The organism is Gordonia sp. NPDC003504 (genome assembly GCF_053587995.1).
This window is the reverse complement of record NZ_JBSFPC010000012.1, coordinates 49,038-62,660: the sequence shown is the minus strand read 5'-3', so window position 1 is coordinate 62,660 and position 13,623 is coordinate 49,038. Positions and strand designations below refer to the sequence as shown.

15 protein-coding genes are annotated in these 13,623 nt (G+C 67.0%); 5 read left to right on the top strand and 10 right to left on the bottom strand.

Annotated elements, in window-relative coordinates:
• Positions 1-114: 114 nt before the first annotated feature.
• Positions 115-885: an SDR family oxidoreductase gene (locus ACWDPV_RS19460; RefSeq protein WP_449744259.1), complete on the top strand. Its 771-nt coding sequence runs from the start codon at positions 115-117 to the stop codon at positions 883-885.
• Between the two features lie 503 nt (positions 886-1,388).
• Here the strand turns inward: ACWDPV_RS19460 and ACWDPV_RS19455 are convergent.
• From ACWDPV_RS19455 to ACWDPV_RS19445, 3 genes are all read right to left on the bottom strand, one after another.
• The gene (locus tag ACWDPV_RS19455) at positions 1,389-2,027 is read right to left on the bottom strand and encodes a trimeric intracellular cation channel family protein (RefSeq protein WP_348803011.1); all 639 of its coding nucleotides are present in this window, start codon (positions 2,025-2,027) and stop codon (positions 1,389-1,391) included.
• An 84-nt stretch (positions 2,028-2,111) separates the two neighbouring features.
• A complete protein-coding gene (gene rpmF, locus ACWDPV_RS19450; RefSeq protein WP_449744330.1) occupies positions 2,112-2,285 on the bottom strand; it encodes a 50S ribosomal protein L32 in 174 nt (57 codons plus the stop codon).
• A 150-nt stretch (positions 2,286-2,435) separates the two neighbouring features.
• Positions 2,436-3,104, bottom strand: a complete 669-nt coding sequence (locus ACWDPV_RS19445) for a DUF4190 domain-containing protein (RefSeq protein ID WP_449744258.1) — start codon at positions 3,102-3,104, stop codon at positions 2,436-2,438.
• A 148-nt stretch (positions 3,105-3,252) separates the two neighbouring features.
• On the opposite strand from ACWDPV_RS19445, the gene ACWDPV_RS19440 reads away from it, so the two are divergent.
• The gene (locus tag ACWDPV_RS19440) at positions 3,253-4,185 is read left to right on the top strand and encodes an AEC family transporter (RefSeq protein ID WP_449744257.1); all 933 of its coding nucleotides are present in this window, start codon (positions 3,253-3,255) and stop codon (positions 4,183-4,185) included.
• A 38-nt stretch (positions 4,186-4,223) separates the two neighbouring features.
• Here ACWDPV_RS19440 and ACWDPV_RS19435 read toward each other — a convergent pair whose 3' ends face one another.
• Complete coding sequence (locus ACWDPV_RS19435) at positions 4,224-5,729, bottom strand: MFS transporter (RefSeq protein WP_449744256.1); 1,506 nt, start codon at positions 5,727-5,729, stop codon at positions 4,224-4,226.
• 84 nt (positions 5,730-5,813) lie between these two features.
• Between ACWDPV_RS19435 and ACWDPV_RS19430 the strand changes: the two genes are divergently transcribed.
• Complete coding sequence (locus ACWDPV_RS19430) at positions 5,814-6,458, top strand: TetR/AcrR family transcriptional regulator (protein WP_449744255.1); 645 nt, start codon at positions 5,814-5,816, stop codon at positions 6,456-6,458.
• 9 nt (positions 6,459-6,467) lie between these two features.
• Here ACWDPV_RS19430 and ACWDPV_RS19425 read toward each other — a convergent pair whose 3' ends face one another.
• Positions 6,468-7,076 (bottom strand): DUF1707 SHOCT-like domain-containing protein, encoded by a 609-nt coding sequence (locus tag ACWDPV_RS19425; protein ID WP_449744329.1) that lies wholly within the window; start codon positions 7,074-7,076, stop codon positions 6,468-6,470.
• Positions 7,077-7,220: 144 nt separating this feature from the next.
• On the opposite strand from ACWDPV_RS19425, the gene ACWDPV_RS19420 reads away from it, so the two are divergent.
• Complete coding sequence (locus ACWDPV_RS19420; RefSeq protein ID WP_449744254.1) at positions 7,221-7,796, top strand: hypothetical protein; 576 nt, start codon at positions 7,221-7,223, stop codon at positions 7,794-7,796.
• Between the two features lie 33 nt (positions 7,797-7,829).
• Here the strand turns inward: ACWDPV_RS19420 and ACWDPV_RS19415 are convergent, their stop codons facing one another.
• Together ACWDPV_RS19415 and ACWDPV_RS19410 are read right to left on the bottom strand one after the other, a co-directional pair.
• Entirely contained in the window at positions 7,830-9,815 is a 1,986-nt protein-coding gene (locus ACWDPV_RS19415) for a vWA domain-containing protein (protein WP_348803019.1), read from the bottom strand.
• Between the two features lie 12 nt (positions 9,816-9,827).
• Positions 9,828-11,273: a sigma 54-interacting transcriptional regulator gene (locus tag ACWDPV_RS19410; RefSeq protein ID WP_449744253.1), complete on the bottom strand. Its 1,446-nt coding sequence runs from the start codon at positions 11,271-11,273 to the stop codon at positions 9,828-9,830.
• 196 nt (positions 11,274-11,469) lie between these two features.
• Here ACWDPV_RS19410 and ACWDPV_RS19405 point away from each other — a divergent pair, with 196 nt between their 5' ends.
• Positions 11,470-11,946: an OsmC family protein gene (locus ACWDPV_RS19405; RefSeq protein ID WP_449744252.1), complete on the top strand. Its 477-nt coding sequence runs from the start codon at positions 11,470-11,472 to the stop codon at positions 11,944-11,946.
• A 5-nt stretch (positions 11,947-11,951) separates the two neighbouring features.
• Here the strand turns inward: ACWDPV_RS19405 and ACWDPV_RS19400 are convergent, their stop codons facing one another.
• The 3 genes from ACWDPV_RS19400 to ACWDPV_RS19390 are packed head-to-tail and all read right to left on the bottom strand — an operon-like array spanning position 11,952 to position 13,389.
• Positions 11,952-12,536, bottom strand: a complete 585-nt coding sequence (locus ACWDPV_RS19400) for a TIGR03086 family metal-binding protein (RefSeq protein WP_348803022.1) — start codon at positions 12,534-12,536, stop codon at positions 11,952-11,954.
• Entirely contained in the window at positions 12,533-13,027 is a 495-nt protein-coding gene (locus tag ACWDPV_RS19395) for an SRPBCC domain-containing protein (protein ID WP_449744328.1), read from the bottom strand. The genes ACWDPV_RS19400 and ACWDPV_RS19395 overlap by 4 nt, the downstream gene beginning before the upstream one ends.
• Positions 13,021-13,389, bottom strand: a complete 369-nt coding sequence (locus tag ACWDPV_RS19390) for an ArsR/SmtB family transcription factor (protein ID WP_348803023.1) — start codon at positions 13,387-13,389, stop codon at positions 13,021-13,023. The genes ACWDPV_RS19395 and ACWDPV_RS19390 overlap by 7 nt, the downstream gene beginning before the upstream one ends.
• Positions 13,390-13,623 lie beyond the last annotated feature (234 nt).

Genomic DNA, 13,623 nt, shown 5'->3' with positions numbered 1-13,623 from the left:
CGCTTGTTGTCAAGATAGCAGGGCTGTGTGACGGAGTAAACAGACACGGACATATACTCGTGAGTAAGTTCTGCGGAGCGAAGCATCTATGCAGTTCAGACGCTAGGAGAGCGCATGTCATCGATCTTCATCACCGGCGGTGCGGCCGGTATCGGGCTGGCCACGGCCGAGCGATTTGAGCGGGCCGGCTGGACCGTCGGGATCTACGACGTCAATCAGGACGCCGTCGACAAGGTCAAGGCCAATCACCCCGACTTCATCACCGGGGTGATCGACGTTCGCGAGCCCGAGCAGTGGCAACAGGCATTGGCCGAGTTCACCTCGCACACCGACGGAACCCTCGACGTGCTCGACAACAACGCCGGCGTGCTGGTGGCCGGTCGCCTCGACGAGATCTCCCCCGCCGCGATCCGCGCGCAGATCGACATCGACGCCCTCGGCGTGACCCTCGGTGCACAGGCCGCCTACCCCTACCTCAAGGCCACCCCGGGCGCCCACCTGGTGAACATCGCCTCGGCGTCGGCGATCTACGGCCAGCCGGGCATCGCCACCTACAGTGCCGCGAAGTTCTACGTCGCCGGGCTGACCGAGGCACTCGAGCTGGAGTGGGAGCCCGACGACATCCGCGTCGTCAGTATCTGGCCGCTGTGGGCCAAGACAGCCCTCGCCGACAACGACGCCAAGACCACCAAGACCCTCGGCGTGCACATCACCCCAGAACAGGTGGCCGACAAGGTCTTCGAATCGGTGCATCCCAACCGCGTCGATCGGCTGCTGCATCGCACCAGCTACTCGGTGGGCACCCAGACCCTGGTGCTGGGCAACGCCGCCAAGTTCATCCCGAACGTCGTCAACCGGACCGTCAACAAGTTCCTGGCCCAGTAGTTCTCACCCCTCGTCGCCCTATCCGCCGTTGAACGCACGCCTGCGTGACGCTCCCGGCGCCCGTCCCCACCGACGGCGCGGCGTGCGCCGGGGTCACCGACACGACCGCGATCCCGATCCCCAGCAACAACACGACGACGGCGACATGACGCGGCCCACGACGCCCCGACCCATCTCGCTCGCCATGCATGGCAACGACAGGGAAGGCCGGGAAGCGTGTTGATCGTCCGATTCACTCGCGCAGAATGAAAACCGGCCCCGTTGGCCTCGCTCGCGTCGACGTTGACAGCGCTCACCTCGACGTTGACAGCGTTCAGCTCGACGTTGACAGCGCTCGCCTTCCGTCGGTCGAGCCCGTGGAGACCCCTCCACACGACGCCGTTGGGCCGGAACCAGCAGCTTTACAGGAGGTCTCGAGGCTCGTCGCCGGCGCTCCTCACACCTCGACCAGCGGGTAGTGGGCAGAGCCGGCCGCCGGGCGGGAGCCGGCGAGCGGGCGGTCGTCAGGGCCGGCGGCGCCTCGGCCACCGGACGATGTTGGGGGCGGTGGGCAGTCGCCACCGCCACGCCAGCCCGGCCAGACGCAGGGCGGTGGCGGTGATCGCCGAAACGATGAGGACGAGGTTGTGAAACTGTGGCAGCCATGTCTCGCCGGCCACGTACAGGCACGCGCCCACCAGCGCGGGCACCGCGTAGAGGTCGGCCGGCTGGAGCAGCAGCGGGATCTCGTTGGCGAGAGCGTCACGCAGGACTCCGCCGCCGATCGCGGTCAGCATTCCGACCAGGATCGCCGCGAATACGCTGGCGTCGACGTCGAGTGCAATGCCGGCGCCCGTCGTCGCGAACAGACCCATACCGAAGGCGTCGAGCACCAGGATCGTGCGTCGGAGTTCGGCGAAGGCGGGGTGAAAGAAGAACACGACGAGACTCGCGATGACCGCGGTGAGGATCGGTGGCCAGTTCTGCACGGCCGTCGGCGGGGTGATGCCGAGCAGCACGTCGCGCAGGATGCCACCACCCACGCCGGTGAGCACGCCGACGGTGAGGATGCCCCAGAGGTCGAAATCCTTGCGGACACCGAGGAGTGCGCCCGACGCGGCGAACACCGCGATGCCGGCGATGTTGAGTATCTCGAGAAGCATGGGAAGCCTACGACCAAACAAAACGACCGCCCCGGTTTCCCGGAGCGGTCGTGGTGTCAGTGACCGGTGACCGGTCGGCCCAACTCAGCGGCGGTCGAGATCGATGATCCCGGCCTGCGCGGCCTTGGCGTAGCGGCGCGGGATGCGCTGCGCAACGCCGGCGACCTTCACCTCTTGGAGTGCGGGGTTCTCCGCCTTCCACTGCGAACGACGGGTACGGGTGTTCGCCCGCGACATCCGGCGCTTCGGTACAGCCATGATCGTGCCCTTCTCTACGTGGTCTCGCCGACCATCCGCTCCGCGAAGGGGATGGTTGCTCTTGGTCAGCGCGTCGGCGGCCATGGGGCGCGACACGCAACCCGACCAGACTACAGGCCGGATGGGTCGGGATCCAAAACGGCCGGGACCTCAGTAACCGGAGGACGCGACCAACAGGATCGCGAACACGTACCAGAGCACCGTAACGACCAGCCCGAGCAGGTTGAGTGCACCGATGACGATGCCCGCGATCGCCATCCCGTCACCGTCTTCGGCGCCCTGGGACTCCCGGATCTGTTTGCGGCCGATCAGCCCGAAGATGATGCCCAACCAGCCCAGACACATGAACGCTCCGATGATGGACACCACCAGCGCGGCCGTTGCCATGCCGTTGGTCCTGCGTGCCGGCGCGCCGACGACCAGGGGTGTCACATAGACCGGCTGCCCGTACACGGGAACCCCGATCGGCGGCGGCGCCGACGGTGTGCCGTAGGTGGGCAGCGGCGGTTGCGGCGCGCCGTACACCGGTGGCGGCGTGGCCGCGGCGGGCGGTGGCAGCGGCGGGAGGGCCGGTGGCGCAGGTGGACGGGGCGGCTGCGGCGGCAGCGACGGTGTCGGCGCCGACACCGGATTGAGCCGGGTCGGCTGCCACTGCGACGAGTCAGCACTCGGCGGCGTTGACGATCCGTGCGAGGACGACCCCGGCGACGACTTCTTGGAGAAGTCGATACTCGGCCGCGGCGCGATGGTCGTCTTCTCGCTCTCGGCGAGGTCGAACGGACCCGACCCCGGCACGGGATTGTCGGTCGGTTCGGGCATGGAACGGCCTCCCTGCGTCACTGTCACACGTCGTGTGTGCGCGCCCAGCGTAACCAGCACCCGGCGTCTCGCAAGCGTCGGAACCGTCCGATTCATCCGAACGCACGCGTTGCGTCCGGCCCGGACGGGCGGTCATAGACTCACTCGAGTGTCAGGAGTCGTGTCCGGTTTCACCGCCATCTTCATCATGGTCGGCGTCGGCTTCCTCCTCGGCCGCACCGGCGCGCTGGGCGAGCACGCCCACGAGGTGCTCTCCCGCCTGGTCTTCTTCGTGTCGACTCCGGCGTTGCTGTTCTACTCGCTGGTCACCACCGATCTGTCGACCATCTTCTCGGCAACGCTGGTCATCGCGGGTAGCTCGGCACTCGCGGTGGGCGCGCTGTACGCCGTCATCGCGAAAGTGATCCTGCGGCGCGACACCCCCGACCTGGTGATCGGCGCGCTCGCGTCGTCGTATGTCAACAGCGTGAACCTCGGCGTCCCGATCGCGATCTTCGTGCTCGACGACGCCTCGTTCATCGCGCCCCTGCTGTTGTTCCAGATCCTGATCTACTCGCCGATCGCGCTCGCGGCACTGGACATGACGGCCCTCGAACGCGGCACCGGGCACCCGTTCCGGGACGCGGTGGTGTTGCCGCTGACCAACCCGATCGTCATCGGTGGGCTCGCCGGCGTCGTCATCTCGGCACTCGGATGGCACCTGCCGCAGGCGGTTCTGGAACCGCTCAAGATGCTCGGCAACATGTCGGTGCCGGGTGCGTTGCTGGCGTTCGGTCTGTCGTTGACGGGCGCGGCGATCTTCAGGAAGGGTGAGAGTCCGCGTCGCGACATCGTGCTGGCCACGGTCCTCAAGATGGTGGCGATGCCCCTGCTGGTCTATGTGATCGCCCGCTGGGGTTTCCATCAATCCGGTCACCAGTTGTTCGCCCAGACCGTCATCGCCGCCCTGCCGACCGCACAGAACGTCGTGGTGTACGCCACCCGCTATCGACGAGGCCAGATCCTGGCCCGCGACACCGCGTTGATCACCACTCTGGCGTCGATCCCGGCCATCGCCATCATCGCGTGGCTGTTGGCCTGAACCGCCGGCGCCCGCCGACAGCTCACTGTCAACGCATGTCAGTCGACGTCGACGGACGCGGTCGCGAACTCGCCCGCCGCCCCGAGGGCGATCTCCTCCTCGCGCTGATGGGCCGTGAGTTGATGAGCCGCGTGCCGTGGGATGGCGAATGCCGCCAGCAACGCTGCGAGAGCGAACGCGCCCGCCCCCAGCAGGAACGCCACCCGGTAGGCGTTCTCGGTGGGCAGTGATACCGACACCGGCCCCATCGAGTGGACGGCGACCTCGGCGGCCAGCACCGTGATGATGACGGCACTGCCGACCGCCCCGCCGACGGTCCGCATGATCGAGTTGATCGAGTTGGCGATGCCGGTTTCGTGTGGTTCGACGTTGCCGACCAGCAGCGCGGGCATCGCCGCATACGCCGCCGCGACCGCGACGTTGGCGATCACCAGCCCGACGATCATTTCGCCGGTGTTGGCGTGCAGGAAGGTCAGCAGCAGCATCCCGATGATGCCGACGACCGCGGCGACCAGCAGCACCACGCGCGGACCACGCCGGGCCACCGCCGCACCGGCGACGGGTCCGACCAGGATCGAGACCACCGCGCCGGGAAGCATGAACACCACGCTGGTCGTCAGCACCGACGCACCGAATCCGTATCCGGCGATCGCGTCGGGGGTCTGCACGAAGTAGGTGGCGCCGAGGAACACACTGAACATGGCGAATCCGACGCACAGCGAGGCGGTGTTGGTGGCGAGCACCGCGCGCCGGGTCAGCAGGTCCACCGACACCAGCGGAGAACGCTTGCGCGACTGCAGAATCCAGAAGCCAACCAGGACGACGACGGCCGCGAGGTAGAGGCCGATGACGCGGGCCGAACCCCAGCCCCAATCGTGGCCCTGCGACGTCGGCAGCAGCAGACACACCAGCCCGACGGCCAGGACCAGGGCACCGACGTAGTCGACACTGCCACCGGCGCCTCGACGATCCGGAACCGCGAACACCATCATCACCAGCACGATCGCCGTCATCGCGACGCACAGCCAGAAGATCCGCCGGTAGTCGGCGTCGTCGCGGGTCAGCAGTCCGGTGGCGACCAGCGCCAGACCACTGCCCACCCCGAGTGCCGAGGCGGTGATCGCCATGGCACCGGTGAGGCGTTGGTGGGGTAGTTCGTGCCGGAGCACGCTGATCGCGAGCGGGAACAGGCCGAAGCTCGCGCCCTGCAACACCCGCGCGACGATCAGTACTCCGATCGAATGGGTCAGTGCCGCAAGCAGACTGCCGACCAAGGTGATCACCAGCGCGATCAGGATGATGCGCTTGTGGCCGTAGACGTCACCGAGACGTCCGAGCAGCGGCGTCAGCGCCGACGCCGAGAGCATCGTCGCGGTCGTCACCCATCCGACCGTCGTCAACGAGACGCCGAGTTGCTCTCCGATCTGGGGGAGCACCGGCACCGCGAGGGTCTGGATCATCGCGAGGAGCAGCACCGACGACGCGGCGGCAACGAGGATCAGCGTCGGCGACGACGCCCTCGTGGAGGTCTGAGATGCGGTCATGACGACCACCATAAGGCGGAAGTCGACACTGTGTCGATTCGAGTCGACACCGTGTCTGTTTTGGGTGGGTTCTACGATGATTCCATGGCCAGTAGCACCGCGCGGACCGCCTCCGCCCGTCGCCGGGGTACCCCCTCCAAGGGTGACCAACGCGAGGCGCAGATCCTCACCGCCACCCGGTCACTGCTGGCGCACCGTCCGATGGCCGACGTCACGATCGACGAGATCGCCTCGGCCGCAGGTATTTCACGAACAAGCTTCTACTTCTACTTCCCCTCGAAGCAGGCCGTGCTCGCGACGCTGATGGAGCAGACCTGGGATCAGTTCTCCACGACCCACGAGTGGTTCGACTCCGACGGCCCGCACCCCGATCTGCTCCGCGCCCAACTCGACGCGGTCGCCGACATCTGGCGCGCCAATGGCCCGATCCTGGCATGCGTCGGCCAGTCCCCCCAGGGTTCGGGCTATCCCCCACTCGAGGACTTCATCGATCGTGCGCGGCAACGGTTCATCGAACGACTGGCCACCAAGATCGACCGCGACCGGGCACTCGGGCTGGCGCCGGACGGCCCATCGGCGACCGAACTGGCCACGTTGGTCTACATCGTGCGTGACGGACGTCTCGCCGATCTGACGGCCACCACCACGACGCCGGAGACGTCCTACACCGCCACCCGGAATGCTTTGGCGGAGGCCATCATCCGCATGATCTACGGAATGCTCGACTGACTCACCCGATCAGCCACAACCCCAGAACTTCTTGGGCCCCTCGCCCCGTTCCCTGCGTTTCACCTCGACGCCGCCCATCAAGGCGAATCCGGTGATGTGCACGGTCGGGGCGCCGGGCACTCCCGGTCCTGCGGCCTTGCCACCGAAGCCGCCCATCACCGCCGCACCGCCGATCTCGACGGCGACGTCGGGCGGCACGGTGATGTCGACGCCACCCATGATGGCCACGCACTGGATCGTCAGGTGGGGCTCGGTGAACTCGACCTCACGCAGGTCGATCTCGACGCCACCCATGATGGCCGTCGCCGACAGATGCTCGGCTACGGCCGCCTGCCCCTTGAGTTCACTGCCGGACATGATCGCCAACCGCGACCGCACCGGCTCACGACCACTGTGCGGAGTGACCCGCGACGGATAGGGCGCCCCGGCGGCCGGCAGCCGCACTCCGAGCTGGGTGACCGGCAGATCGTCGGTCAACGCGTCGAGGTCACCGAACGTTTTCGCCGTCAACGCTTTTCCCGCTCGGTCGGAGTACTCCTCGGGAGACAGACTGCCCTGTTCCATCGCCGCCGAGAGGATCTCGTGCACGAGTTCCCGATCGGCGTCGGCGGCACGCATCCGCGCCGCGCGGTCGTCACCGAATGCCGTCGAATCGTCAGAAGTGGTCACGTCCACCAGGTTAGGCGGGTCGGTCCCCGCAACGCATGAGTGATCACCCTGAGATACACCCTGAGTCGGCCGGTTTTCTGGCACGATCGCCTGATGACACGAGTCGGCAAGGTCCTCACCTTTCTGGGCGTCGTGGCGCTGGCCCTCAGCGTCGGTGCCGGAGTGCTCCTCGCGGTCACCGGCATCTCCAAGGTCACCGATCAGACCAACAGCGCCTTCGAGATCCACGGCTCGACCACCAAACATTTCTGGGCCGATGAGAGCCTCGCCCTCTACGCCCCCGGCACCCAGAACGCCTTCGAGGACGCACTGCCGCAGTGCACCATCACCGGACCCGGTGTGCAGAGACAGGCTTCGAACGTCACGTCGTCGTTCACCTACAACCACACCACGGTGCGTTCCTTCGCGCAGTACTCCTTCACCGAGACCGGCGACTACGTCATCGACTGCGGCGACGGCTACGTCGTCGGCGCACCGCCCCTGGCCGTGGGCGGCGTGCTCTCCGGGGTCGGCGGTATCCTGCTGGCCGTCTTCGGCGGACTGTTCGGACTGTTCATCGCCATCGTCGGGATCGTCCTGTGGGTCGTCGGCCGTAATCGCGACCGGCGCACTCCACCACCCCTCGGTCCGCCCGAAGGTCCTGCCGCCCGGCCGGGATTCACGCTCTGACCCCGCTTCACGCTCGTCCCCGCGACTGCCCGCCTAGCCGCGTCGACGACCCCGCCGTGACTTCAGGTAATCGCCGACGACGGCCGCGCCGAGTCCGTCGACATCCGGGGCCACCACTCGCCCACCGATGCGCCGAGCGATCTGATCCATGAAATGCGCGAGACCGGGATCCTCCCCCAACCGGAAGAAGGTGACCTGCGCACCGAACCGGGCGACGTGGTCGAGTTCGCGGACAGTCAGCGCGATCGTCTGCGGATGCGGCGGATAGAAGAAGAACGGTTCGCCGCTGGGATCGAGGTGGGCGGTCGGCTCGCCGTCGGTGACCACCAGCACCACCGGCTGGGCGTTCGGGAATCGCCGCAGATGCCGCTGCGCGAGCAGCAGCGCGTGATGCAGGTTGGTGCCCTGCTCCATACGCGGTTGCAGCCCGGTCAGCTCGGCGATGTCGATGGACCGCGCATACCGCCCGAACGCGATGAGGTGCAGCTCATCGCTGCGGAATCGGGTGGAGATCAGGTGATTCAATGCGATCGCCGTGCGCTTCATCGGCGTCCAGCGACCCTCCATCTCCATCGAGAACGAGGTGTCGACCAGCAGCACCACCGCCGCCTGGGTGCGCGCCTCGGTCTCGGCCACCTCCACGTCGCGGACGTCGATCCGCACCGCCGGCTGCCCGGCGGTGCTCGGCGCGCCTTCGGCCGCCGTCCGCAGCACGGCGTTGGACACCGTCCGCGACACATCCCACGGATCGGTGTCACCGAACGCCCACTCGCGGGTGGCTCCGGTCGGTTCACCGAGCAGCCCACTGTTGCGGGTCTGACGGTCGCCGCGGCTGTGCATCTGATCGGCAATGTCTTTGAAGATCGACTGTCCGAGTTGACGCATCGCCTTGGGGCTCAGGCGAAGTTGGCCGTCGGAGGTGCGGTCGAAGAAACCCTCCTCGCGCAGCGCCTTCTCGAGTTCTTGCAGCGTGCGCGCGTCGACACCGGCCTGCTCCCCGAGCTGACGTTCGAGGGCGTCGATGTCGATGTCATCCATCTGCGCACCGGCATACTGCTGCGAGAGTTGTTCGGACAGCGCCTCGAGTTCGGAGATGTCGCGTAAGGCCGCGGCGCCCTGCCCGAGGCCCATCTGCTGATCCCCCGAGAACTCTTGCGAGCCATCCCAATCCAGCCCGGGACGCGCCTGCCGCAACGCCGAATCCATCTGCGCGAGTTGACTCATCAGCTCCGGTGAACCGAACGCCTGCTGGGCGAGCTGGTCGAGTTCGGCGCGTTGTTCAGGGCTCAGCGAGTTGTAGAACTGCTGCGCCGCCGCGGCCCGCTGCGCCAGCGAATCGATGAGTTCTTCGGTGTTGCCGGGGTTTTCGGGAAAGTGGTCGCCGTGTTTGTCCATGAAGTCGGCGAACTGTTCGGTGGTGTCCTCACCACGGTTGTGGGCGTCGAGGAGTGCGTTGAGATCCGACAGCATCTGCGAGATCTGTTGACGGTCCTGCTCGGTCGCTCCTTCGAGCGCTTCCTTCATGCCGGCGAATCGTTGGTCGAGCAGTTCCCGGCCGAGCAGATCCTTGATCTTCTCGTAGTCCTCGCGGGCCTGCGGGCTGCGCCACCGATAGTCGGCGAGTTCCTCGACGGCCTGCGCGGTGGACGGCGGCAACGACCCGATCTGCATCTCGGCGAAGCGCGCATCGTCGTCGAGGTCGCGGGCGAGTTGTTTGCGCTCCTCGAGTACCGCACGGTCGAGCAGTTCCCGGATCTCGGTGAACGTCCCGTCGAGGTTGCGCTTCTTGAGCAGTTCCTGGCGTCGCCGATTGACCTGCTCACGCAGCTTGTCCAGCCCGGTCATGTTCTGCGACCCGCGGCGCAGGAATTCCCGCAGCGCCCGCTGCGGACTCGCGCCGCTCATCACGTCGTCGCCGATCTCGCTCAGCGCCTCCCGCAGATCCACCGGTGGCGCAAGCGGATCCGGCCCACCGGTGTAGCGCTGATAGCGGGACCGGTGAAAGTTCTTTCCCACCACGGGGTTCTCCCCTCAGCCGTAGATGGTCTGCCCCGACTCATCGGCTTCCTTGCCGATGCGTCGGGCGAGGAACAAGCCCTCCAACGCGAGTTCGACGGCGCTGGCACGTTCACCGTCGGAGGTCGCCTCAAGCCGTTCGGCGATGTCGTCGATGACCTTGCCGGTGGTCTCCGGCGACGGCAATGAGTCGAGGAAGTCCGCGGCGGTGATCCGGTCGCCGGTGACGACGAGGTCACCCGATTCCAGCGCGGACACCAACGGCGCCATGTCGATTCCGCCCAGGTGCGCCCGCACCGTGTCGGCGACCGACTTGCGCATCAGGTGTTCGAGGATCTCCAGTTCGCGGCCTTCCTCACCGGATTCGAATTCGATCTTGCCGCGCAGTACCTCGATCACCGACTCCAGGTCAACGACGCGGGCAACGGGTGTCTCTTCGCCGGCGACCGCGGCGCGATGCAACGCGGCGGCGGCGACGGTCTCGGCGGCCGCGATCGAGAAGCGCGCGGACACACCGGATCGCTGGTCGATCGACGGATGATCGCGGGCGTAGCGGGTGAACCGCGCCAGGATCTCGATCAGGAAGGTCGGCACCGTCGCGGTGAGGTCGGCCTCCTGCTCGATGACGGCGATCTCATCGTCGAGTTCAAGCGGATAGTGCGTGCGGATCTCCGCGCCGAAGCGGTCCTTGAGCGGGGTGATGATGCGCCCGCGGTTGGTGTAGTCCTCCGGGTTCGCACTCGCCATCACCAGGACGTCGAGGGGCAGGCGCAGCGTGTAACCGCGGACCTGGATGTCGCGTTCCTCCATCACGTTGAGCATGGAGACCTGGATACGTTCGGCGAGGTCGGGCAGTTCGTTGATGGCGACGATGCCGCGATGGGCGCGCGGGATCAGCCCGAAGTGGATGGTCTCCGGGTCACCGAGGCTGCGGCCCTCGGCCACCTTCATCGGGTCGATGTCGCCGACGAGGTCGGCCACCGACGTGTCCGGGGTGGCGAGTTTCTCGCTGTAGCGCTCGCTGCGGTGTCGCCATTCGATCGGCAGGTCATCGAGCAGATTGGCGGCCTTGCGGATCGACGCCGGGGTGATCGGCTCGTACGGATGCTCACCGAGTTCGGAGCCGGCGATCACCGGCGTCCACTCGTCGAGCAACCCGACGAGCGTGCGCAGCAGGCGCGTCTTGCCCTGACCGCGTTCGCCGAGCATCACCACGTCGTGACCGGCCAGCAACGCACGTTCGAGCTGCGGCACGACGGTGGCCTCGAAGCCGACGATGCCCGGCCACGGATCGTTCCCCGCCCGCAGCGCGATCAGGAGGTTGTTGCGGATCTCATCGCGCACGCTGCGCTGAATGTGACCGCTCGCGCGGAGTTCGCCCAGCGTCCGGGGTGAGGGGTGGCGGGTTTCGGTTCTCTGAGAGGTGGTGGCGATGGTGTTCTCCTCTGGCACCTTTTCCACGGTACTCCCGTTGCCGAGGCGGGCAGGCGGTTCGCGAGCGGCCCTCCCCTCGGGGTGCGGCGGGCCGCGGAGACGCGGGCGGACCGGACGGCTTGCGCCCAGCACGCGCACAACCCTGGGCGCGCAGCCGCCTCCCCGGGAAACTCGTGACGTAACCGCCACCCACTTGCTACCCCATCGGCCCCGAGGAGCCCATATGACATCAACCATCCGTACGTCCGTCGTCCCGTTCGTGGTGACTGCCACGGGCACCGGGGTCGCCCAGCATCTCGTCGTCGACGGCGACGCCGGCCACGAGTTCGACACCGACGCCTACCCCGCCTTCGGTGGTCGCGACGAGGCGCCGAGCCCGCTGTTCTACGCCCTCGGCGCCCTCACCTCGTGTAATCAGGTGACCGCCGCGCTGGTGGCCAAGGACCTCGGAATCAGGCTGGGCTCATTCAACTTTCGCATTCAGGGCGATCTGGACACCGCGGTGCTGGTCACCGGCGCCGACGGCAACGCGAACTTCGAGGCGGTCACCGTCGAGGCGACCGTGAGCTCCGATGCGTCTCCGGAACAGTTCGACCGCTTCGTCTCCGAGGTGGAGCGTCGGTGCCCGGTGAGTCAGCTGTTCATTCGCAGCGGTCTGCGTTTCACCAATCGTTGGACTCAGGCGCCGCTCGACATTTGAGCGTGTCAGGTGCCCCGACGCCACTGCGGATCGCGGCCGATGAACCCGACGAGACGGGTGACCGGGTCAGCGTCGGGGTCCACCGGCACCGCCGGTCCGTACTGTCCGGATGATCGCAGGATGTCCTCCATCCCGACCATCCCGTCGAGGAGGTGTTCGGCGAAGCGGGCGTCCAGGTCGGGTGTGATGCCGACCGCTGTGGCCAGGTCCCAGGTGTGCATGAAGACGTCGGCGGTGTAGAAGGTGTCGATGGCATCGGCGAGTGGGAACCGCCCCACCATCGGGTGGCTGAAGGTCTGGCGCGCCGACGGCCCGTCGAGCAGGTCCTGCACGGCGGCGGCGTGCGCTCGCCAGGCGGCGACCGGGCGGTCGGCGGGGTGCGGCGTCGGCGGCAGCGTGATACCGCCGCCGGCAAGGAATCCGGGGAACCATTCGACGAGGTGGGCGACGACATCGCGCGCGGTCCATTCCGCCACGGGCGTCGGCGCATCCCAGTCCGAAACGGCGACAACCACATTGGTGAATCCGTCGGCGATGAACCGGTGGCGTTGCGCCGCAGGCAGATCGGTCACCGCCGGTGGCGCGTTCACATCTGTCCCGATTCGATCAGCGACTGGAGGGCGGCGTATCCCTCGTTGACCCCGACCTCCATCCCCGACGCCAGCCAGCCGTCGCGGGCGGCGAACGAGTCGCACAGCGACTGGGCGTGCAGGCGGGTCATCCCGTCGCCGAGGTCTTCGAACCAGAGTGTCTCCAGCGCAACCTGATCGGGCATGCCCTCGAAGGTGAAGGTCTGAACGATCGTGTCGTCGGAGACGGTGTGGAAGCAGCCACGGAAGCCGAACTGCTCACCGTCGCGTTCGGAAATGTAACGCCAGCTGCCGCCGTCGCGGACATCCCAGTCGATGATGCGACTGGAGATCGACGACGGCCCGACCCAGCGCACGAACAGTTCGGGATCGGTGTGGGCGCGCATCAATTGCGCTGGGGTACCGTGGAAATCGCGGGTGATGTGGATGATGGGTACCTCGGCGTCGGCTTCGATGACGGCTTCGGGGTAGCGAGTGGACGTGCTCATGATGCGCGGCCTTTCTGGTGGTGGGGTGATGCGTCGTCGTTCATGTCGTTCATGTCGTCCAGAAGTGCGTCGAGGCGGCGGTAACGCTCCTCGGCGGCATGCTGGTACCGGTCGATCCACGCGGCCATCAGATCGAAGACCTGCGCCTCCAGGTGGACCGGACGTTTCTGTGCCTCACGGGTTCGGGAGACCACCCCGGCGTCCTCGAGCACCTTGAGGTGTTTGGAGACCGCCTGGATGCTGACGTCGTAGGGTTCGGCGAGTTCGCTGACCGTCGCATCGGAGACCGCCAGCCGCGCGACCATGTCGCGTCGCGTCGGATCCGCCAGTGCGGCGAACACTTTCGAGAGCTCGTCGTCGGCCACCGTGTCCTCCTCAACCGTTTGGTTGAATACGACTTTGCGCCGGTACGGCCTGTTTGTCAACCTTTTGGTTGAATTCGACGAGTCTGGTCGGAGCCGGACACCCGAGACCGAAGGGCATCGGCGCCGATGACCACAAACGTCCCCGTGGCACCGGCTCACCGGAATATTGCGACGAGACCGCGTCACCGGGACGTTTGTGGGCATTGCGCGTTGCGCCACCTTTTCCCACGGTTC